19 protein-coding genes are annotated in these 22,215 nt (G+C 58.5%); 8 read left to right on the forward strand and 11 right to left on the reverse strand.

Annotated elements, in window-relative coordinates; translation table 11 throughout:
* Positions 1–39 precede the first annotated feature (39 nt).
* Genes PHT20_RS01090 through PHT20_RS01100 form a run of 3 tightly spaced genes read left to right on the forward strand, consistent with a single transcriptional unit; the run spans position 40 to position 3,845 of the window.
* Positions 40–1,479 carry a proton-conducting transporter membrane subunit gene (locus PHT20_RS01090; protein ID WP_301019047.1) on the forward strand — a complete coding sequence of 480 codons (1,440 nt, stop codon included), beginning with the start codon at positions 40–42 and terminating at the stop codon, positions 1,477–1,479.
* 1 nt (position 1,480) lies between these two features.
* Positions 1,481–3,058 (forward strand): NADH-quinone oxidoreductase subunit C, encoded by a 1,578-nt coding sequence (locus PHT20_RS01095; RefSeq protein WP_301019048.1) that lies wholly within the window; start codon positions 1,481–1,483, stop codon positions 3,056–3,058.
* Between the two features lie 22 nt (positions 3,059–3,080).
* Positions 3,081–3,845 (forward strand): 4Fe-4S dicluster domain-containing protein, encoded by a 765-nt coding sequence (locus PHT20_RS01100; protein WP_301019049.1) that lies wholly within the window; start codon positions 3,081–3,083, stop codon positions 3,843–3,845.
* Positions 3,846–3,870: 25 nt separating this feature from the next.
* Here PHT20_RS01100 and PHT20_RS01105 read toward each other — a convergent pair whose 3' ends face one another.
* The 9 genes from PHT20_RS01105 to hyfB all read right to left on the reverse strand — a co-directional run bounded on the left by PHT20_RS01105 (position 3,871) and on the right by hyfB (position 13,864).
* Complete coding sequence (locus tag PHT20_RS01105; protein WP_301019050.1) at positions 3,871–5,058, reverse strand: ATP-binding protein; 1,188 nt, start codon at positions 5,056–5,058, stop codon at positions 3,871–3,873.
* Between the two features lie 109 nt (positions 5,059–5,167).
* Positions 5,168–6,187 carry a virulence RhuM family protein gene (locus PHT20_RS01110; protein WP_301019051.1) on the reverse strand — a complete coding sequence of 340 codons (1,020 nt, stop codon included), beginning with the start codon at positions 6,185–6,187 and terminating at the stop codon, positions 5,168–5,170.
* Positions 6,184–6,522, reverse strand: a complete 339-nt coding sequence (locus tag PHT20_RS01115; RefSeq protein ID WP_301019052.1) for a hypothetical protein — start codon at positions 6,520–6,522, stop codon at positions 6,184–6,186. The genes PHT20_RS01110 and PHT20_RS01115 overlap by 4 nt, the downstream gene beginning before the upstream one ends.
* A gap of 121 nt (positions 6,523–6,643) precedes the next feature.
* On the reverse strand, positions 6,644–7,171 hold the full coding sequence (locus tag PHT20_RS01120) for an NADH-quinone oxidoreductase subunit B family protein (protein WP_301019053.1): 528 nt from the start codon (positions 7,169–7,171) through the stop codon (positions 6,644–6,646).
* An 11-nt stretch (positions 7,172–7,182) separates the two neighbouring features.
* Positions 7,183–8,769, reverse strand: coding sequence for an NADH-quinone oxidoreductase subunit C (locus PHT20_RS01125; protein WP_301019054.1), 1,587 nt, complete (start codon positions 8,767–8,769; stop codon positions 7,183–7,185).
* A gap of 4 nt (positions 8,770–8,773) precedes the next feature.
* Positions 8,774–10,228 carry a hydrogenase 4 subunit F gene (locus PHT20_RS01130; protein ID WP_301019055.1) on the reverse strand — a complete coding sequence of 485 codons (1,455 nt, stop codon included), beginning with the start codon at positions 10,226–10,228 and terminating at the stop codon, positions 8,774–8,776.
* Positions 10,229–10,230: 2 nt separating this feature from the next.
* Complete coding sequence (locus PHT20_RS01135) at positions 10,231–10,890, reverse strand: formate hydrogenlyase (RefSeq protein ID WP_300084862.1); 660 nt, start codon at positions 10,888–10,890, stop codon at positions 10,231–10,233.
* Positions 10,890–11,843, reverse strand: coding sequence for an NADH-quinone oxidoreductase subunit H (locus PHT20_RS01140; RefSeq protein ID WP_301019056.1), 954 nt, complete (start codon positions 11,841–11,843; stop codon positions 10,890–10,892). Before PHT20_RS01140 ends, PHT20_RS01135 begins: the two co-directional genes overlap by 1 nt.
* Positions 11,840–13,864 carry a hydrogenase 4 subunit B gene (gene hyfB, locus PHT20_RS01145; protein ID WP_301019057.1) on the reverse strand — a complete coding sequence of 675 codons (2,025 nt, stop codon included), beginning with the start codon at positions 13,862–13,864 and terminating at the stop codon, positions 11,840–11,842. Before hyfB ends, PHT20_RS01140 begins: the two co-directional genes overlap by 4 nt.
* A gap of 140 nt (positions 13,865–14,004) precedes the next feature.
* On the opposite strand from hyfB, the gene PHT20_RS01150 reads away from it, so the two are divergent.
* The 5 genes from PHT20_RS01150 (at position 14,005) to panC (ending at position 18,640) form a co-directional block, all read left to right on the forward strand.
* Complete coding sequence (locus PHT20_RS01150) at positions 14,005–14,214, forward strand: DUF3460 family protein (RefSeq protein ID WP_300084837.1); 210 nt, start codon at positions 14,005–14,007, stop codon at positions 14,212–14,214.
* 71 nt (positions 14,215–14,285) lie between these two features.
* The gene (locus tag PHT20_RS01155) at positions 14,286–15,143 is read left to right on the forward strand and encodes a ScpA family protein (protein ID WP_301019134.1); all 858 of its coding nucleotides are present in this window, start codon (positions 14,286–14,288) and stop codon (positions 15,141–15,143) included.
* An 8-nt stretch (positions 15,144–15,151) separates the two neighbouring features.
* The gene (gene nadB, locus PHT20_RS01160; protein ID WP_301019058.1) at positions 15,152–16,753 is read left to right on the forward strand and encodes an L-aspartate oxidase; all 1,602 of its coding nucleotides are present in this window, start codon (positions 15,152–15,154) and stop codon (positions 16,751–16,753) included.
* 59 nt (positions 16,754–16,812) lie between these two features.
* Complete coding sequence (panB, locus tag PHT20_RS01165) at positions 16,813–17,736, forward strand: 3-methyl-2-oxobutanoate hydroxymethyltransferase (protein ID WP_301019059.1); 924 nt, start codon at positions 16,813–16,815, stop codon at positions 17,734–17,736.
* 55 nt (positions 17,737–17,791) lie between these two features.
* Positions 17,792–18,640, forward strand: a complete 849-nt coding sequence (gene panC, locus PHT20_RS01170; RefSeq protein ID WP_301019060.1) for a pantoate--beta-alanine ligase — start codon at positions 17,792–17,794, stop codon at positions 18,638–18,640.
* Positions 18,641–18,702: 62 nt separating this feature from the next.
* Here panC and PHT20_RS01175 read toward each other — a convergent pair whose 3' ends face one another.
* Both PHT20_RS01175 and polA read right to left on the reverse strand, forming a co-directional pair.
* Entirely contained in the window at positions 18,703–19,374 is a 672-nt protein-coding gene (locus PHT20_RS01175; RefSeq protein ID WP_301019061.1) for a hypothetical protein, read from the reverse strand.
* Positions 19,375–19,393: 19 nt separating this feature from the next.
* Entirely contained in the window at positions 19,394–22,210 is a 2,817-nt protein-coding gene (polA, locus tag PHT20_RS01180) for a DNA polymerase I (protein WP_301019062.1), read from the reverse strand.
* Positions 22,211–22,215 lie beyond the last annotated feature (5 nt).

Genomic DNA, 22,215 nt, shown 5'->3' on the forward strand with positions numbered 1-22,215 from the left:
ATGACAGCTTCAAATTCAATAGCAAATCAAGCCCCCCCAATGTCTTCAGCAGCAGCCCACCACCCGTTCGCCAGCCACATGACCGACGAGCTGATGCACGGCACGCACTGGATCTCGCCCGCGCTGGTGGGCATCGCCTTGCTGATGTGGTTGACGGCCATGGCAGTGTTTTTAACCCACCCTTTGAGCGAGTTGCCGCTGTATTTTGCCCACCGCTATTTGGTGCTGGATGCCACCTCGATGCTGTTCATTGTGGTCATCAACACGGTGTTTCTGGGCATTTGTGTCTACCTGTACTCACGTGAGCGCAACACCCCGCAGCTGACCCACGACATTCGCTCGCGTGCGGCGCTGATGCTGCTGTTCATGGCCGTCATCAACATCGGGTTGATGGCGCACCACTTGGTGCTGCTGTGGACGCTGATTGAAATCAGCACACTGTGCGCTGCGCCGCTGGTGGCACGCGGCGATGGGGTCAACGCGCGCGCCACCGCCTGGCGCTACATGCTTTACTCCAGCATCACCCTGGCCATCACCTTTTTGGGCTTCATGGCGCTCTCGCAGTCAGCGCACCTGCGCGGGGTGGAAGTGAGTTTCATGGTTGACCAGTTGGGTGAATCCCTCACCCGCGAGAGCGATGCCTGGCAGCGGCTGGGCTTGTCATTCATGCTGTTTGGCCTGGGTGGCAAGCTCGGGCTGGCACCGCTGTATGGCTGGTTGCCCGAAACCTATGAGGCCGCGCCCACCACCACCAGTGCGCTGCTGGCCTCGGTGCAATTCAACATCAGCGTGGTGGCGGTGTTTCGCATTCTTCAGATTTTTCATGGCTTCGAGGCCGGGTTTGTGTCGCAAGAGCTGCTCATCATGGGCTACATCTCGCTGGTGGTGGCGGCCATTCAGATCATGGCCAGCAAAAACTACAAGCGCCTGATCGCCTACGCCTGCGTCAGCTCCTCTGGGGTGATTGCACTGGGCTTGTCGGTGGGCAAGGCGGCGGCCTATGGCGTGGTGCTCTACATCGTGAGCAACGCGTTCGTGAAGTCGCTGCTGTTTCTGACCGCTGGGCGCATGCGTGGGGTGTATGGCACCAACGAGGTGGGGCCCTTGAGCGGGCTGATCCGCACCCTGCCGGTGGCCGGGTTGTTGTTTGCGCTGGGCATTTTTGCCCTGCTGGGGTTTCCGCCATTTGCCAGCTTTTTGGCTGAAATGCTGATCTTGTCGGGCATTGTGCAAGCCGGTAACTTGCTCGCCTTCACCTTGATGTGCGTGATGTTGACGGTGATCTTTGTCGCCACCGGGCGCACCGTGTTCCCCATGCTGTGGGGCACACCCAAGGTGAGCGTCAGCGCACCACCGCAGTCGTGGATCACGCTGCTGCCCAAGCTGGGCTTTGTGGCGGTGCTGGTGATGCTGGGCACCTACACCCCCGACCCCATCACCGACCTGCTGCGTGCGGTAGCGGTCTCCATTGGCGGCTGACATGACCCACACCATCCTCCCCTTGCCCACCATGTCCGCCCTGAACGCCGTTTCCATGCCCTCCACCGCGCCGCTGCAACCGCTGCTGCAATGCGACTTGAGTCACCACTCTTTACTCTCAATTAAAGAGCTAGTAGAGCAATGTAGACAAGCGCTAGAGGCCAATTCGACCCTTATTTCCTGGTTTGGCCGCGCCAGTGTCAGCGGCGAACCTGCCGGGACGGTGGTCACTGCAGTGCTGTTGCCAAGCGGCCAACCGCTGCAAGTTTTGCGTGGCCATGCTGAGCCCGGCCAAAGCTACCCCAGCATGAGCGTGCAGTTTCCGGCAGCGCAAATTTATGAGCGCGAGCTGTGGGAGCAAACAGGCCTGGTGCCGCAAGGCCACCCTTGGCTCAAACCGGTGCGGTTTGAAGGCCAGCGCCAAACCCACATGGCGGACTACCCGTTTTTCAAAATGCGTGGCGCCGAAGTGCATGAAGTGGCGGTGGGGCCCATTCACGCCGGGGTGATTGAGCCGGGGCACTTTCGCTTCATGTGCCATGGCGAACAGGTCTACCACCTTGAAATCCAGCTCGGCTACCAGCACCGCGCAGTCGAAGCGCTGCTGCTGCAACGGCCTCCTGAGCGCTTGAGCCCACTGGTGGAGTCGGTGGTGGGCGACTCGGTGGTGGCTTACACCTGGGCCTTTAATGCGGCGCTGGAGTCTATGGCTAATAAGCCTGCAGCGCCCACCACCATTGCGTCACGTGCTATTGGTTTAGAGTTGGAGCGAGTCGCCATGCACTTGGCCACTTTGACCGGTCTGGCCACTGACATTGCCTACCTGCAGCCTGCGGGCACTTACCAGCGGTTGCGCACCGCCATCATCAACGCCAGCCAGCGCGTCTGCGGCAACCGTTTTGGCAAGGGCTGGATTCGCCCCGGTGCCGCTGCCGCCATCAGCGAGGCTTTGCGTACCGATGTGCTGAACACCTTGCGCGCCTTTTTGCCCGACTTTCAGCAGGTCAACGCCCTCATGCGCACCAGCCGCAGCGTGCAAGCCCGCTTTCAGGGCGTCGGCACGGTCAGCGCCCAAACGGCTCGCGAGCTGGGGTTGACCGGTGTGGTGGCGCGTGCCAGCGGCTTGCAGCTTGACCTGCGCCACGCCTTGCCCGGCGTAGCCTATGGGGCAGCACCGGTGCAGCCGCAGACACAACTCAGCGGCGACTGCTGGGCGCGCATGTGCCAGCGCATGGCCGAGGCTGAAGCCAGCACCCAATGGCTGCTGGCACTGCTGGCACACCCCGCGTTCAACTTGGCTGACACACCCGCGCCGTTTGCACCCCTGGCCAGCGCGGGCTGCCAGACCTGGCCGTTGCAAGCCAACGCCTTGTGCGTGTCGCTGGTCGAGGGCGTGCGCGGCCCGGTGCTGGTGGCGCTGGAGACCAACGCACAAGGCCAATTGATTCACGCCAAAGTACAAGACCCCAGCTTGGCCAACTGGTTTGGGCTGGCGTTTGCGCTGCGTCGGCAAGCCATCTCTGACTTCCCCATTTGCAACAAGAGTTTTGACCTCTCGTATTGCGGCAACGACCTTTAACCCCACCGCTTGTGACCCCACCATGTTTCAATCTATCGCCGTTCGCAAAGCCCAAGGGAGCCAATTCATACCTGACCTGCGTGCCGCCCAGCCGGGTGGTTTTCGTGGCAAGCCTGTCATTGCGGCGCAGGCGTGCGCGACCGACTGCCACGCCTGCGCAGAGGTTTGCCCGTCAAGCGCGATTGCCCTCAATGCCAGTACCGCAGACGCTGTGGCCATTGACCTGGGGCGCTGCGTGATGTGTGGCGACTGCGCACCGGTCTGCCCCAGCCAGAAGTTGAGCTTCAACAATGATGTCAAGTTGTGCGCCACCACCCGCGCTGGGCTGGTGGTGACGGCAGCACGCCCCAACCTGGACCCAGTGGCGGTATCGGCAGAGCTGAAAAAACGCTTTGGCCGCTCGCTCAAACTGCGCTCGGTCTCAGCCGGGGGCTGCAATGGCTGCGAGATGGAAGTGAACGCCTGGAGCAATGTGAACTTTGACATTGGCCGCTACGGCATCGACCTGGTGGCCAGCCCGCGCCATGCCGATGGCATTGTGCTGACGGGCGTGATCAACCGCAACATGATGAACGCGCTGCAGATTTGCTGGGATGCGATTCCAGAGCCCAAACTGGTCATTGCTGTGGGGGCCTGTGCGATTTCAGGTGGCGTATTTGCCGACAGCGATGCATTGAACCGCGAGTTTTTGGACAAATTTCCACCCAGCCTTTACGTGCCAGGCTGCCCAGCGCATCCACTGACGTTCATCAGCGGCATCATGGATGTGCTGGGGATAGCGAGCTGACTACGGGCTTGTAAATTAATCACTTTCAATTCGCTTCAAACTCAGGAATGGCTCGAATCATGAATTCATCAAACAGCGGCACGGTGAACGCCATATCACCATGTGCAGGGCTATAGATCATTCCCTTTTTGATGAGTTTGGAACGGACCGGCCCCATCCCCTTCACCGTCATTTTCAAAACTGTGGCAATGTCGCCCGTGCGATGGCTGCCCGGGCCAAGGTGGGCCATGGCACGAAGAAAATTCTTTTCTCCTGGTGTAAGCCGGTCATAGCGAACACGAAAGAAATTCTTGTCGAGCCGACGCGTTACTTCTGTTGTGGCATTGAGAACAATTTCAAGCGTGATCGGGCTGGCCTCTGCCATGTTCCATGATTGGTAGCCCCATTCCTGGATGAAATAGGGGTAGCCGTGGGTGAGGCGAAACACCTCACGCAGCGCATCGTCGTCAAATTCAACGCCCACATGCCGCGCTGGGTCACGCAAAGCCATGGACGCATCTGCTTCAGACAGTGCGCCAATTTCAGGATAGTTGAACAATCGCTCGGCATAAGACTTGGATTCTCCGGCCATGCCAGGTAGCACTGGCAAACCCGCTGCGAGCAACACCAATGGCAGTTGTTTTTGCTGCATTTTGTGCATCGCCATGATGAGCGCACCCAGCTCTTTTTGGCTCAGGTACTGAATTTCGTCGATCAGAATAGCCACCGCCGTCTGACGCTCCAGCGCCGCCTCTGCGATAGCGACAAACAGGTTGGGCAGGTCAACTTCTAGGTCGCCACTGTCGGCAGTCCCTTTGGCGGGCTCAATGTCCAGTCCCAGTGCCACGTCATTGACCGTTAACTTGATGCTGCCAATAAAGCTGCGTAACACGGCAAGCCCACGCTTGACCTTGTCTCCCGCGCCTTTGATGCGATCCAGCTCAAAAAGCAAACCCCGCAAGGCCGGATAAATCAACTCACCCAATGGCTTTTCTTCATGCGCTTCCAGCAGAAGCGTCTGATAGCCTTCGGCCTTGGCCATGCGCTCGATGTCGTTGAGCAAAACGGTTTTTCCGACGCCACGTAAACCCGTTAACAAAAGACTTTTTTCTGACCGTTTTTGCTTGACCCGTCCCAACAGGATGCGTGCTTGCTCAAGCAGCGGAGCCCGGCCAACCAGCTCGGGTGGTGGCGCCCCAGCGCCGGGGGAAAAGGGGTTGTTGATGGGGTTCATGGTCATTCCTAATAAAGTCTAAATAATTCTATCTAAATTCAGATAGACATTGTTAGGCTTTGTTGGTCTTTGGGTGAGAAGACCTATGCAAGCCTGAACACTTTCATCATCACTGCGGCTTCATTTGACGTTTTTGGGGCAACTGTTTGACCATGCGGTCAAAGTCAGACTCGAAGTGCTGATCGTCCAACACCCGAAACTTGTCAAACTCGTGTTCAGCGTGGGCTTTGGCCAATTGGGCTGACACCTTGCCCGCACCTTGCAAAATCTCGCGGTCGTTCAGGGTCAAAAACCCCTCCAGCTTGGTCACCCAGTCCACCATGGTCATGGCCACGCGCCGCATGGCCTGCCCTTCGGCAAACACCAAGTATTGCTCGGCCAGGTTGTTGAGTGCCAGCAGTTCATCCTCGCTCAGATAGTTTTTGGCAATACTCACATCTGTTTTGCGAATGCGTGCGCCGTCCCAGTTGGTCAAGCCCATGTTGGGCTGGCTGCTGTCGGCACGGGCAGCAATCAGTTCTGCCGCAGTCTGGCCGTGAATGGCGAAATGCACCTTGTTTTGCACGGTAGCAAAAAACGTCTGAGTGACATGCGCCGTGGGGTCGTAGTCAACGCTGGTAGCGTAAATGTCGGTAATTTTTTGGTAGAAACGCCGCTCGCTGGTGCGAATGTCTTGCAGGCGACGGGTCAGCTCGTCGAAGTAATCGACGCCCTTGCCGGGGTTCTTCAGTCGCTGGTCGTCCAGCACAAAACCCTTGGTGATGTACTCCTTCAGCTTGTCGGCAGCCCATTGGCGAAAGCGCACCGCCACCGGGCTGCGCACCCGAAAACCCAGGGCCAGCACCATGTCCAGGTTGTAGTGCTCTACCTCGCGGCTCACTTCGCGCCCGCCCTCGGATTGAACTGTTCGGAATAACCGAACAGTTGCCGCTGGCTCCAGCTCCGCATCCTCAAAAATGTGCTTGATGTGATCGCTGATGGTGCCCTTGGCCTTGCCAAACAGCTCGGTCAACTGCTTCTGGCTGAGCCACAAGGTTTGCTCTTGCAGCCGCACGTCTACCCGAGTGGTGCCGTCTTCGCTCTGGTAGATCAGGAATTGGGGTGATTCCGATTGGGGCAAATCGCTCATGCGGTCACCCTAAACACCTTCATCACCTCATCCCCCAGGTGATTGATGAATTTCACCGCCACACGCCCAGACTTCGGCTTGTCAAACGGTCGTGAGGTGTCACTGTTCAGCGTGTCCCAGGCTTCCCGGTCAATCTCGGCTTTGAGGGTGGCTTTCAGGGCACTGTACGAGTCATTGGCGACAAAAAAATAGGCGTGGCGCACGAAGAAGCACTCTTCGCTGTATTCGATGTCGATGCACCGGCAGGCAATGCCGTCAGATTCCAACTCCCAGTGCCGCTGCGGGCAGTCGTAGGGAGAGTTGAGAATGGGGTGGTCGAAAAATGGATTTGCCATGAACTGTCCCTGCTATTTTTCTCTGATTTTTTAACTACACGCCACGACCCATGTCTGGGGCTTTAGACGCAGTTCAAAAGCACCCGCACCACAACTGCGATCGTGCGAATCTGCCAACAACTCAGTCAGCAGATTTGATGCGGCGGCGCACGGCTTTCAAAATGCCGCGCAAAATTTCAAGCGGGGGTGGTGGGCAGCCGGGAATGGTTTCATCGACCGGGATGATGTTGGCCACCTGACCACATGTGGCGTAGCTCTGGCCAAACACACCGCCATCGCAGGCACAGTCGCCCACAGCCACCACCAGTTTGGGCTCTGGCGTGGCATCAAAAGTGCGCCTGAGCGCAGTTTCCATGTTGCGCGAGACGGGGCCAGTCACCAACAGCATGTCGGCATGGCGTGGACTGGCCACGAATTTGATACCCAGACCTTCCAGGTTGTAATAGGGGTTGCCAAGTGCATTGATTTCAAGCTCGCAGCCATTGCAAGAGCCCGTATCCACCTCGCGGATAGTCAACGCTTGACCCAAAATTGAGAGCAGCTCATGCTGTATTCTAGAGGTCTCCAGGGCATTTTCATCACCAATATCTGGTGCCGGCTCACTCACCGTGCCGACCCGGCCAATTTGTCGCAAAACTTTCCAAACCATCGCCGTTGTCCTTACAGGTCGTGACCTGAATAGCTCAGGTTAAACGATTTATTGATGAGCGGAAAGTCCGGCACGATGTTGCCCATGATGGCGTGCTCCAGCACCGGCCAGTTTTGCCACGAGGGGTCATGCAAATGGCAGCGCTCAATGCGGTGAGCCTGCTCTGCCCCAGCCAATTCAAGCGCCACAAACAGCTCGCCGCGCCAGCCCTCTACCCAACCCGCGCCGCGTGAGGCTTGCGCTGGCAAGGCCACCGTGCAAGCGATGTCGCCCACCGGCAAGTCTTCCAACATGCGGCGAATCAAACGCAAAGATTCAAACAGCTCATCAAACCGCACCGCCACACGGGCAGCTACGTCGCCGTTGTGGTGCGAGGCCATGGCCACATTCAACCCGGAATAAGGGGCAAAGGGGTGGTCGCAGCGGACATCCCACACCTGGCTGCTGGCGCGCCCCGCCAAGCCGGTCAGCCCCAAGCGTGAAGCCAGTTCAGGCAACACGCGACCCGTGGTCATGAACCGATCTTGCAGCCCAGCGTGCGATTCATAAATGCGAAACAGCGTGCGTACTTCTTTTTCAACCGCCTCACCGAGGTGAATCAACAGGTCGCGTTGTGCGCGATCGATGTCAACGCTCACGCCACCCGGCACGATACAGTCCATCATCAAGCGGTGCCCAAACACGGCTTTGGAGCCGCGCAACCAGTCTTCACGCAAGCGCGAAAACTGCGCCAGGCCAAAGGCAAACGCAGCGTCGTTGCCTAACGCACCCAAGTCGCCCAAATGCGCAGCCACACGTTCGCGCTCAAGCAGAACAGCGCGCAACCAAGCGGCACGCACCGGAATGGTGGTTTGACTGGCCGACTCTAGCGCCATGCAATACGCCCAGGCATAGGCTACCGTGCTGTCGCCACTGACGCGCCCGGCCAGGCGCACCGCCTGCAAGGGTGGCAACTGGGTCATGCGCAGCTCAGTGCCTTTGTGGGTGTAACCCAGGCGCTGCTCCAGCCGCAGCACTTTTTCGCCCACCACAGAAAACCTGAAATGCCCCGGCTCGATGATGCCCGCATGCACTGGGCCGACCGGAATTTCATGCACGCCATCGCCCTCAACCCGCACAAAATCATAGTTTTGCAGCGCTGTGGCGGGCAGTTCAGCAGCAGGTGCGGCACCGGCTTGCAGCGGAAAATAGTCTGCCGGCCAGGCGCCATGGTTGAGCCAGGGGCGGGTGTCTTGGGCGTTTTGTGCATGCACCCCTGACAAGTCAGCGGCAGCGCGTTGCATGCGTGCAGCTGCGGGAAACATGTCGCTGAGATCAGGGTAAACCCACTGACCGTTGACTTGACTGAGCGCCAAGTCAAGCCAAAACGCACCGTCCAGCGTGACATAAGCCGCACACACCCGCGGCTGGCCTGCGGTACCTTCGCCATCTGATGGGTTGGCAACAGCTGGCGCAGCCCACAAGGCCAGCAAGCGCCCGCCTTCATCGCGCACCGCACTGGCGGCCACCCGCCATTGGGCGGCAGTCACCTGGGCGTACCCGATAGGCACTGGGGCAGCCAATGCCTTGAATTCAAGCGCAAGCTCTGGAATTTGCATGCCTCTAGCCTCCCAACATGCTGGCGGCTTGCACATACCAGCCGTTCAAATAGGGTGGAATAAACAAGCCCAACACCAGCGCCAGCGCCAAGTGCACAAACACCGGTATCAGCGCCGGTGGATGCGCCAGGGGCTTGAGTGTGGTGTCACCAAACACCATGGGCAAGACGCGGATCAAAATCGACGCAAAGGCCACACCCAGCGCCAAAAACAAAAACGGTGCCGCCCAAGGCTGCTCGCGCATGGCGGTGGTCAAAATCAGAAACTCGCTGGCAAACACGCCAAACGGTGGCATGCCCAAAATGGCCATCACACCCAGCATCAAGCCCCAGCCGACGGTGGGGTTGACCTTGATCAGGCCGCGAATTTCGCTCATGACCTGGGTTTTGGCTTTTTGCGTGGCATGCCCCACGGTGAAGAAAATGGCAGATTTCACCAGCGAGTGCACCGTCATGTGCAGCAAACCGGCAAAGTTGGCCACCGGCCCGCCCATGCCAAAAGCAAAGGTGATCATGCCCATGTGCTCGATGCTAGAGTAAGAAAACATGCGTTTGACATCTTTTTGCCGTGACAAAAAGAAGGCCGCCACAGTGACCGAGAGCAGGCCAAACCCCATCATCAACTGCCCCGCCATGGGTGTGCCCAAAGCGCCATCGGTGAGCACCTTGCAACGCAGCACGGCGTACATGGCCACATTGAGCAACAGGCCCGAGAGCACGGCCGACACCGGTGTGGGGCCTTCGGCATGGGCATCAGGCAGCCAGCTGTGCAGTGGCACCATGCCAATTTTGGTGCCATAACCAATCAGCAAAAACACGAAGGCCAGGGTGATGATGGTGGGGTCAAGCTGACCTTTGATTTGGTCGAGGTGCGTCCACAGCAACGTGGCGTGCTCGGCGCCCAAGGCTTTGTCAGCCGCCATGTACAACAAAATGGTGCCAAACAAGGCCTGCGCAATGCCGACACCGCACAAGATGAAGTATTTCCAGGCCGCTTCCAGGCTGGCCGAGGTGCGGTACACCGACACCAGCAGCACGGTGGTGAGGGTGGCAGCTTCCATGGCGACCCAGATGATGCCCAGGTTGTTGGTGGTAAAGCCCAGCAGCATGGTGAAGCTGAACAACTGGTACATGCTGTGGTACAGGCGCATGCGCGGCGGTGTCATCTTGCCGTGGTCTTGCTCAATGCGCATGTAGGGGCGCGAGAAAATGGCTGTGGTCAAGCTGACAAACGCCGTCAGGGTGACCAAAAACACATTCAGCGGGTCAATGAAAAACTGCTCATGCCAGAGCAGCTGCGGCCCGTTGTCGATGACCTGGATGGTGAGCTCGCAGCTGGCCAAAAACGTCATCAGACTGAACGCCACATTCACATCGCGGGCATAACTGCGGTGCCCGGTCAAGGCCAAGGCCAACCCGCCCAGCAAAGGTATACCCAACACAAAAAGCAGTGGATTCATGGTCAGTCTTCCTTGAGCGCTTCAAGGTTGTGGATGTCAAGACTGTCAAATTTTTCGCGAATCTGGAACATGAACACACCCAATATCAACACCCCCACCAACACGTCCAGCGCAATGCCGAACTCCACAATCATCGGCATGCCATTGGTCACCGTGGTGGCGGCAAAAATCAAACCGTTTTCCATCGACAAAAAGCCAATCACCTGCGGCACGGCTTTGGAGCGGGTGATCATCATCATGAACGACAAAAACACGCAAGCCAGCGCAATACCCAGCGAGCCACCGGCTATCGAGTCTGACAGGCGCGACACCGGCAGCGCCAAGCTGAAGGCAAAAATCACCAGCGCAATGCCCACCAACATGGTAGTGGGTATGTTGAAAAGCGTTTCAACGTCCCAGCGCACATTGAGCTTGCGAATGACGCGGTGCAACATCCAGGGAATAAACACCACTTTGAGCACCAAGGTGAGCAGACCCGACACATACAAGTCAGGTTGCTGGGTGACATAACCCAGCAAAAATGAAGCCGCCACCAACGCCGCGCCCTGGATCATGAACAGGTTGATCAAAGACACAATGCGGCGCTGCGAAATCATGGCAAACGACAGCAACAAAATCAACGTGGCAAACAGGTTGATCAGCTGCGGGGCAAACTTGAGCATCATGCGCCCACCCCCAGCAACACATTCACCAGCAAGCCAATCACGGCCATCAAAAACGCGGTGCCCAGAAATTCAGGCACCCGAAAAATACGCATCTTGGCGCTCAGCGTTTCGATCAAGGCCAGTAAAAAGCCCCCAATGGCCAGCTTGATGACCAGCACTGGCAAGGCCAGCATCAAAGCCAGGGGCGAATTGGCCTCAGCCACCCCCCAAGGGAAAAACAGTGCCAAGCCCACGCAAGAATAAGCAAACAGTTTCAAGGAAGCAGCCCACTCCAGCAGCGCCAAATGGCGCGCTGAATACTCCAGAATCATCGACTCATGGATCATGGTCAGCTCCAGGTGGGTGTCTGGGTTATCCACCGGCACCCGTGCGTTTTCAGCCAATGACACCATGGTGAAAGCCACACCAGCCAGCAGCAAACTGGGGTAAATGGCCAGTTCGCGGTGCGCCAAAGTTTCCACAATGGCTGTCAGCGAGGTTGAGCGGGTGATCATGGAGGCACAAAACAGCACCATCAGCAGCGCTGGTTCAGCCAAAAAACCCACCAACATTTCACGCCGTGCACCCAGTGTGCCAAACGAGGTACCCACATCCATGGCTGCCAAAGAAATGAAAACCCGTGCCAACGCAAACAGCCCCACCAAGGCAATGGCATCGGCCGCTGGCGACAGCGGAAGGTCGGTCGACAAGGTGGGAATGATGGCGCTGGCCAGCAGCATGCAACTGAAAATTACATAGGGGGCGGTGCGGTACAACGGCGAGGCGTGCTCGGCCATCACCGACTCTTTGTTGAACAGCTTGTGCAACATTTTGTAGGGCTGCAGCAAGCCTGGCGCTGATTTGTTTTGCAGCCGCGCCCGCCATTGATTGACCCAACCTGTCAACAACGGCGCCAACACCAAAGCCATTACCATGGCCAGCAATTGGGAAAAAATGCCCAGCACGCTCATCGCTTCACCACCAAAAGCACCACAATCAAGGTCACAAAGCTGTACATCAAATACACCGCAATGCGCCCCTGTTGCAGCAAACCAATGACCTTGGAGATGCGCTCCACCAAGTTGGCCACTGGCACATACAGCCAATACCACAGCGGGTCCTCCAGCGTGACCTTGTAGTGCGGATGCGCATCCATGGCGCTGGGCAGTTCACGCTTGAGGCGGAAAAACGGCTCGAAAATTTGCCGAATGGGTTGGCCAAAACCCTCTGCCGTGTCTTGCATGCGCGCTGTTTGCCATGGGTAGCCACAATCCCAAGGCGGCACCCGACGCATGCGACCGTGGTAGAGCTTGCGCACCAGCAAAAATGCCAAGGCAAAACTGGCCAGCACACCCAAAAGAAAAATCGCCGGGGCATAGCTGGCACGCGCCACACTCACCGGCACCAGCAGCCAACCGCTGTCGGCCACGGTGTGTGCCAAACCAGCACCCACCAAGAGTTTGGTGGCAGGGTCAATCAAAGAAATCACCTGGTTGGGAAACAACCCCAACGCCACACAACCCACCACCAGCCAGACCATGCCGAGCCGCTCCCAGGGACCAGCATCATGTGCGTGCGACAAGTTTTCTTCGCGGGGTTGCCCCAAAAAGATCACCCCAAAATATTTCACCATGGTGTAGCCCGAGAGCGCGGCAATCAGGGCAATCAACGCAGCCATCACCGGCACCAACATGTCTAAAAACGAACTGGGCAAGCCGGTGGTGAACAAGAAACTTTGTAGCAACAACCACTCGGCAATGAAGCCACCAAAAGGCGGCAGCCCCGCGCAGGCCAACACACCAATCAGCGTAGGCCAAGCCACCCAAGGCATGTAGCGCATCAACCCGCCCAATTTGCCCAAACTGCGCTCGCCAGTGGCGTGCATCACCGCCCCGGTGCTGCAAAACAACAGGCTCTTGAAAAAAGCGTGTGCCAGCATGTGGTACATGGCGGCTGTCAAAGCCAGGGCCGACAAAGCCTTCATGCCGTAGGCTGAAAACAGCAGCGACAAGCCAAACCCCGCGCAAATCAATCCAATGTTTTCAATGCTGGAGTAAGCCAGCAGGCGTTTCATTTCTACTTGCACGGTAGAGAACACCACCCCAAACAACGCGGTGGTCAACCCCACCCCCATCAGCAACACGCCCCACCACCAAATTTGGTCTTGCAGCAAATCAAAACTGACCCGCAAAATGCCGTACAACGCAATCTTGAGCATGACCCCGCTCATCAACGCCGAAAACGGTGAAGGTGCGGCCGGATGCGCCTCTGGCAACCAAGCGTGCAGCGGCAAAATGCCGGCCTTGGCACCGAACCCAAACACCGCCAGCACAAACGCCACCGAACCCCAAAACGGTGTCAGGTGCTGCGCCCGCATGTTGGCAAAGGTGTAGTCACCCGTATTGGCCTGCAGCAAGCCAAAACACAACAAAATGCCCAGCGCACCTATGTGTGCCACCAGCATGTACAAGTAGCCCGCGTTGCGAATTTCAGGAATGCGGTGGTTGGCCATCACCAAAAAGAACGACGAAAACGCCATGGTTTCCCATACCACCATGAACACATAGGCATCATCTGCCATCACCACCATGGCAATGCTGGCCAAAAAAATGTGGTATTCGAGGCAAATCAACCCCGGTGGCGTACCCTCACCCTGGCGGAAATAGCCCGCTGCAAAGGCTGACACGCCCGCCGATACGCCACCAATCAAAAGCAAAAAATAGGCAGAAAGACTGTCTAGCCGCAAATGAAACGGCAGCTGCGGCAAACCCAGCGGCAGCACCGCGGTTTCTGGATCGCTGAACACCGCACTCAAGGCTACCGCCATCAGCACCAGCGAACACACGGCGCCCGCCGGGAACAGCACCACGGCCACAAAACGAAAGCGCCGCAGCGCCACAATGCCCATAAAACCAATCACCAACCAAGCCACCACCACAACCAATACCCAGTCCAAATGGACCCAGGCAAGCGGAGGAGTAAGACTGTTCATGGGCGGTGCGTGTGGGCGGTTTGAAAAATTTCTTTTTTATCTTACACCCGGCAAACTGCCTTTTGACGTGGTCACAGGCATTCAAAACCCAACGCTATCGGGCTCAGCTGAAGGTCTAAAATGCGCAAAAAGGTAACACCATGAACATTTTTTATCGCCCCCAATACCAATCTGAAGCCACGCAGTTTCTCAACAAACTCAAAGAAACCACCCCTGGCATGGCAGCGCGCCAACTTGAAGGGCGCGCCTTGTTATGGGATCAACCCCTTAACCGGGAAGCCCTCAGTGAATTCAAGGCCGCCCGGGTGGCACAAAAACCTTATGTCTACCAAACGGCACCTCATGATTGAGATTTTTAGCCTCTAGCCCTTGTCAATAGTGCACAAGAAGCTCTATTTTTCATAGCAAATAAATTCTCTTGATGGTCGACTCTGCCAGCCAGCTTTCTGGCAGCGATGCACTGGCTTCTCTCAGCCCCGAGGTGGTCGACCAAGTGGCAGTGGCTCGGCTTTACGGCGAGCCCCTCTTTGCACTGCCACAAGACCTGTACATTCCGCCCGATGCCTTAGAGATTTTTTTGGAGGCATTTGAAGGGCCGCTGGATCTGCTGCTGTATTTGATTCGCAAGCAAAACTTCAACATCCTCGACATTCCCATGGCCGGGTTGACACGCCAATACCTCAGCTACATCAACGAAATCCGGCACCGTAACCTGGAGTTGGCGGCTGAATACCTTTTGATGGCAGCCATGCTGATTGAAATCAAGTCGCGCATGTTGCTGCCGCCCAAGGCCGTGGCGCAAGGCCAGGAGCCTGACGACCCACGTGCCGAACTGGTGCGACGCTTGCTGGAATACGAGCAAATGAAACTGGCCGCAGCCCACTTGAACCAGTTGCCGCAGCTGGGTCGGGATTTTTTGCGGGCAGAGGTGTGGGTCGATCAAACCTCACCCCAACGCTTTCCTGATGTGAACGTGCAAGACCTGCAAGAGGCCTGGCAGGCCATTTTGAAACGTGCCAAATTGGTGCAACGCCACAAAATTTCGCGTGAAGAGCTCTCGGTGCGCGAGCACATGAGCCTGCTGCTCAAAACCCTGCAAGGCCAGCGCTTTGTGGCGTTTGAAACTTTGTTTGACCCTGAGCGCGGAACGGCAGTGCTGGTGGTGACTTTCATCGCCCTACTGGAACTTGCCAAAGAAACCCTGATCGAAATCACCCAGGCTGAAGCCTTTGCGCCCATTTACGTGCGGCTGGCCTACACCCCCATCTCTTACCACTGAAGCAGCTCATGAATTCACGTCACCTCAACACCCAGACCACACCCCTGCACTTTGACGTTTTGATTGTGGGCAGCGGCCTGGCTGGCTTAAGCGCCGCGCTGCTGCTATCGGCTGACAAACGCGTGGCGGTGATCACCAAACGGGCGGTGTCTGAAGGCTCCAGCGGTTGGGCGCAAGGCGGCATTGCCGCCGTGTGGAACAAAGACGACACCTTTCAAGCCCATGTGGACGACACCTTGGTGGCCGGCGCCGGCCTGTGCGACCTGCCTGCCACCCGCTTTGTGGTGGAAAACGCCCCCAAAGCCATTGCCTGGCTGCAAACCATGGGCGTGCCTTTTTCTGAAGAGGCGGGTCAACTGCACCTCACGCGCGAAGGCGGTCACAGCGCCCGGCGCATTGTGCACGTGACCGATGCCACCGGTGCGGCGGTGCAGCGCACGCTGATTGAGCGAGTGCAAAAAACGCCCAATATCACGCTGTTTGAAAATCACACCCTGATTGACCTGATCACCAGCGACAAACTGGGCTTGCCGGAGCAGCGCTGCCTGGGGCTTTATGCGCTGGACTCCGACACCGACGAAATCCTCACCTTTGAAGCGCCGCACACCATTTTGGCCACGGGCGGTGCGGGCAAGGTGTACCTCTACACCACCAACCCCGACACCGCCACAGGCGACGGCATAGCCGCCGCCTGGCGCGCTGGCTGCCGGGTGCAAAACATGGAATTCATCCAGTTTCACCCCACCTGCCTGTACCACCCACACGCCAAGTCGTTTTTGATCAGCGAAGCGGTGCGCGGCGAGGGCGGCCGCCTGCTGCTGCCCGACGGCACCCGCTTCATGCCCAACCATGACGCCCGTGCCGAACTGGCGCCGCGTGACATTGTGGCCAGAGCGATTGACTTTGAGATGAAAAAAGGCGGCTTTGACTGCGTCTACCTCGACATCTCGCACCAACCTTTGAGCTTTTTGCAAGAGCACTTTCCCAACATCTACGCCCGTTGCCTGGAGCTGGGCATAGACATCTCCAAGCAACCCATCCCGGTGGTGCCGGCGGCGCACTACACCTGTGGCGGCGTCTTGGCCGACCTGCATGGCCGCACCGATGTGACCGGCCTCTACGCCATTGGCGAGACCGCCTGCAGCGGCCTGCACGGTGCCAACCGGCTGGCCAGCAATTCGCTGGTGGAGTGCATGGTGTTTGCCCAAGCCACCACCCAAGACATTGCGCAACACGCTGGCACGGTCACCCCCACCCTGCCCGCTTGGGACGACAGCCGCGTCAGCGATGCCGACGAAGCCGTGGTGATTTCGCACAACTGGGACGAATTGCGCCGCTTCATGTGGGACTATGTGGGCATTGTGCGCACCAACAAACGCTTAGAGCGTGCCGCCCACCGGGTCAACTTGCTGACAGGCGAAATTCACGAGTTTTATTCGCGCTTTCACGTCACCCGCGACCTGCTTGAACTGCGCAACCTGGTGCAGGTGGCCGACCTGATTGTGCGCAGCGCCCAGGCGCGCCATGAAAGCCGTGGCCTGCATTTCAGCCGCGATTACCCGCAGCTGCTTGACACCGCCTTGCCCACCATTTTGAGCCCGCGCGACTGAGCCTTAGTGACTGAGCCGCCTGGGTTAGACTCGCGCCACATTTTTTGGGGACGACCCTTATGAACCATCCAGCCAGCTCAAGTGTGACCGAGTGCGCGCCGCAAAGCGCCTCACCCTACGGCACCCTGCCCCCCACCAGCAACCCGGCACTGCGCAAGCCAGTGAGCCTGCCGCGCTTGCTGGAGATGCATGCCCGGGGTGAAAAGATCACCATGCTGACCGCTTACGACGCCACTTTTGCTGCCGTAGCCGATGCCGCTGGCGTGGAATGCATTTTGGTGGGCGACTCGCTCGGCATGGTTTGCCAGGGCCTCTCCAGCACCGTGGGCGTGTCGCTTGACACCATGCGCTACCACGTGGAGAGCGTCACCCGCGGCGTGCGCCGGGTGCAGGGCACGGCCTGGATCATTGGCGACCTGCCTTACGGCACTTACCACGAATCCAAAGAGCAAGCCCTGCGCAGCGCCGCCGTGCTGATGCAAGCCGGTGCGCACATGGTCAAGCTCGAAGGCGGTGGCTGGACCGCTGACACCGTGCATTTTTTGGTGGAACGCGGCATTCCGGTCTGCGCCCATTTGGGCCTGACACCGCAAACCGTACACGCTTTAGGCGGCTACCGAGTGCAAGGCAAAACCCTGGAGTCTGCGGCCATCATGAAACGCCATGCGCATGAACTGCAAGACGCTGGCGCCACCCTGATGGTGTTGGAAATGGTGCCCAGCGCCCTGGCCTCAGCGCTCACCACCGAGCTGCCGCACTGCGCCACCATTGGCATTGGCGCGGGCAACGGCACCGCGGGCCAAGTGCTGGTGCTGCACGACATGCTGGGTCTGAACCTGGGCAAGATGCCCAAATTTGTCCGCAACTTCATGGCCGACCTGCCCGGTGTGCCGGGTCAACATGGCATCAAAGAAGCCATGCAAGCCTATGTGGCGGCTGTCAAACAGGTCAGTTTTCCCGACAACGCCTTGCACGCCTGGTGACAGGTTTTATATAACAAATATGCCTCTAGCGCCCGTGGATACTGCGCAACCAGCTATGAAAATTATCACTACTGTCACCGAGCTGCGGGCTCACCTGGCGCACTTCAAGCGCCCGGCCTTTGTGCCCACCATGGGCAATTTGCACGACGGCCACCTGGCCTTGGTGCGCCAGGCCAAGCCCTTGGGCGACGTGCTGGTAGCCAGTATTTTTGTCAACCGCCTGCAATTTCTGCCCCACGAAGACTTTGACACCTACCCGCGCACCTGGACGGCAGACTGCCAAGCCCTGGCAGATGCGGGCTGCGATGTGCTGTTTGCCCCGTCAGAGTCAGAGCTTTACCCTCAACCTCAAGGCTACAAGGTGCACCCCCCGGTGGCGCTGGCCGACCTGCTGGAAGGCCACTTCAGGCCCGGTTTTTTCATTGGCGTGTGCACGGTGGTGATGAAACTGTTTGCCTGCGTGCAACCCCGGGTGGCGGTGTTTGGCCAAAAAGACTACCAGCAACTGATGGTGATCAAAGGCATGGTGCAACAGTTTGCCCTGCCCATTGAGGTGGTGGCTGGCCATACCCAGCGTGCCGCCGATGGCTTGGCGCTGTCGTCGCGGAACAACTATTTGTCGGCCACCGAACGCGCGGAGGCGGTGCACCTGTCAGGCACCCTGCAGCAAATGGCGCAGGCGCTCAAAAATGGCAGCTCAGACATTGCCGCGCTTGAACAACAAGCCTTGGACAGGTTGACAAAGCGCGGCTGGCAACCTGACTACCTGGTGGTACGCCGCCGTCTCGATTTGCAGCCCCCCAACGCCGGTGAGGTGGCAGATTTGGTGCGGCAGCAGGGGCTGGTGGTGCTGGGCGCTGCGCGACTGGGTGCCACGCGGCTGATTGATAACCTCGAGGTTTGAACCGCCCCGCACGGTCTGCCCTTTCATCACCCCGTAGGTTCAAGCCGCGAAGGGCGCTTGACTCACTTAAAGTCGACAAAAATCGCTGGCACCTGCTTCACACCGGCTTGCTTGCCCAGCGCGTCGCGCAAAACATCCAACGCTTTGAGTTTGCACTGGGCGCGCAAGGCTTCTTCTGAGCCCAATGCCAAACCATAGCGTTTGGCAAGCGGTTCAAACTTGCTGTGGGCATAGTCGAACAACGGTTGGGTATTGGCCACGTCTGCCGCGCTGAAAACTTTCTGATTCAGTGTTTTGAGGCGCGGCTCACCAATCAGCGCCGGGCGGCTGAGCTTCAAGCCCACGCCATTGGCGGCGTCAATCACTTCCAGACCAGCGGCACTCACATCCATGGAAAATGAAAACTCTACCTCGTAAGTGGTGACCACATTGGCATCTGCATCGAGCTTGAACAAGGCCTTTTCAATGGCTTGCACATGCGTGTAGGGGCGCACCAGTTTGGCTACCGGCGGCTTGAGCTGCTCGGCCAGCGTTTGCCGTGCAGCATCCAAGGCCTGGCGGTATTGGGTGTAGCCGGCCAGGGTTTTCTTCAGTGCCGCCAGTTCGGTTTGGGCTTTGAGCAGCTGGTCAGACACGGCTTGCTTTTCACCAAAAAACCGCACCTGCAGCACCACATAGACCATGCCGGCGGTCAACAAACAGCCAGAAATTGCAAAAATCGTCATCGGATCCATGTTTTGACTTTCCTATGGCTCAATGCGCCTTGTCCCAATTGGGCCCTACCCCCACCTCGGCCAGCAACGGTACCCGCAACTGCGCCACGCCGGCCATGAGCTTGGGCACTTCGTGGCGCACCCAGTCAATTTCAGCCTCGGGTACTTCAAACACCAGTTCGTCATGCACCTGCATGATCATTTTGGTGGCGCGCTGTTGCGTGTCAATCACATGCTGCATTTTCACCATGGCGAGCTTGATCAGGTCTGCCGCCGTGCCCTGCATGGGCGCGTTGATGGCGGCACGTTCGGCACCGGCGCGGCGCGCACCGTTGGGTGAATTGATCTCTGGCAAGTACAGCCGTCGCCCCAGCACAGTTTCCACATAGCCTTGGGCTTTGGCCTGCGCACGGGTGTGCTCCATGTAGTTTTTCACCCCCGGATAGCGCTCAAAGTAACGCGCGATGTAGTTCTTGGCAGCGGTGTTGTCTATGCCCAGCGCCTTGGCCAGGCCGTAGGCACTCATGCCGTAAATCAAGCCAAAGTTGATGACCTTGGCATAGCGGCGCTGCTCGCTGCTGACATGCGCGGTGTCAATGCCAAAAATCTCTGCCGCAGTGGCGCGGTGCACGTCCATGCCATCATGAAACGCCAGCAGCAGCGCTGCGTCGCCACTGATGTGCGCCATGATGCGCAGCTCAATTTGGCTGTAGTCAGCGCTGGCAATCACACAACCCGGCGCGGCCACAAAGGCCTCGCGCACGCGCCGCCCCTCTGGGGTGCGCACCGGAATGTTTTGCAGGTTGGGGTCGTTGCTGCTCAGGCGCCCGGTCACCGCCACCGCTTGCGCGTAGTGCGTGTGCACGCGGCCAGTGCGCGGCAGCGCCAGTTGCGCCAGTTTGTCGGTGTAGGTGCCTTTGAGCTTGGAGAGGCCACGGTGCTCCAGAATTTTGGCCGGCAAGGGGTAATCTTCAGCCAGTTTTTGCAGCACTTCGTCGTCAGTGCTGGGCGACCCGGTGGGGGTTTTCTTGACCACCGGCAAGCCCAGTTGGGTGAAGAAAATCTCGGCAATTTGCTTGGGGCTGCTCAGGTTAAAAGGTTGCCCGGCCAGGGCGTGCGCCTCGGCTTCGAGCTGCAAGATGCGCTTGCCAAGCTCGTGGCTTTGCGCCGCCAAAATGGGCGCGTCGATCAGCACGCCATTGCGCTCGATGCGGTACAAGGCCTCACTGCTTTCTATTTCCAGCTGGTAAATCGCCAGCAGTTTGGCGTTGGCCTGCAGCTGTGGCCACAGGGTGCGGTGCACGTCAAGAGTCATGTCGGAGTCTTCACACGAATACTCAGCCGCACGCGCCACGTCCACCTGGTCAAAGCATATTTGGCTGACCCCTTTGCCACACAGGTCTTCAAAACTGATGCCACTGCGCCCCAGGTGCCGCTGCGCCAAGCTGGCCAGCCCGTGCGGCTGGGTGACTTCAAGCACATAGCTTTGCAGCATGGTGTCGTGCGCGTAGCCTTGCACTTCAATGCCGTGGTTGGCAAACACATGGCGGTCGTATTTGACGTGCTGCCCCAGCTTGAGCCGACTGGCGTCTTCCAGCCAGGGCTTGAGCTTAGCCAACACCTCTGCCAGCGGCAGCTGTGGGGGGGCATCAGGGTAAGCGTGCGCCAGCGGAATGTAGGCCGCTTCGCCCGGGGTCACGCTGAAGCTGATGCCCACAATTTGGGCACGCATTTCATCCAACGAGGTGGTTTCGGTGTCAATGGCCACCAGCGCTGCGCCTTGCAGTTTGGCCAGCCAGGCCTCAAAGGCGTCCCAAGTCAACACCGTGTCGTAGTGCACGGTGCTGACTTTTTCAACCGGCGCCAAGGCGGGCGGCGGCTCAGCGTCAAACAGGTCGCGCTCTGGGGCTGGGCTGGCCACGGGGGTGGGTGCGGCCATGGGTGCAGCGCTGTCCAGCGCCTCTTTGCTGGCCAGTGAGCGAGCCAAACCTTTGAACCCATATTTATCGTAAAAAGTGGCCAAAGTGCCCGCAGATATTGCACCAACAGCTATGTTATCTAGAGCAGGCAAAGCGGGCAACCAGGCACTTAAATCGCAATCGGTTTGAATCGTGACCAGGGTGCGCCCGGTCGGCAGCCAGCCCAAGGCACCGCGCAGGTGTTCGCCCACGGCACCTTTGATCTGGTCGGCCTGCGCCACGATGGCGTCGAGTGAGCCGTATTCGTTGAGCCATTTGACTGCGGTTTTCGGCCCCACTTTGGGCACGCCAGGCACGTTGTCCACGGTGTCGCCGACCAGGGTTTGGTAGTCGCGCATCAGGTGCGGCGGCACGCCAAACTCGGCCGTCACGCCGGCCACGTCGCGGCGCTTGCCGTTCATGGTGTCGATGATGGTGATGCGCTCTGTGACCAGTTGAGCTAAGTCTTTGTCGCCACTGCTGACCACCACGTTCAGGCCTTGGGCAGCGGCTGTGGCAGCCAGCGTGCCAATGACGTCGTCAGCTTCCACCCCCGGCACAGCCAGCACCGGCCAGCCCAGCAGACGCACCACTTCGTGAATCGGTTCAATTTGGCTGCGCAAGTCGTCTGGCATCGGGCTTCGGTTGGCTTTGTACTGGGGGTACAAATCATCCCTGAAGGTGGGGCCTTTGGCATCAAACACGCAGGCGGCATAGGCTGCTGGGTAGTCTTTGCGCAGGCTTTGCAGCATGTTGATGATGATGCGAATGGCACCGGTTTTTTGCACCGTGCCGTCGGCCAAGGTGACCTGCATGTCGCCCCCACCAGCGAAAAAAGCACGGTAAAGGTAGCTGGAGCCGTCGACCAGCAGCAAGGTTGGGGGTGCATCAGTGTTCATGGGGG

The sequence above is a fragment of the Rhodoferax sp. genome, assembly GCF_028715765.1.
Lineage (GTDB): Bacteria > Pseudomonadota > Gammaproteobacteria > Burkholderiales > Burkholderiaceae_C > Rhodoferax.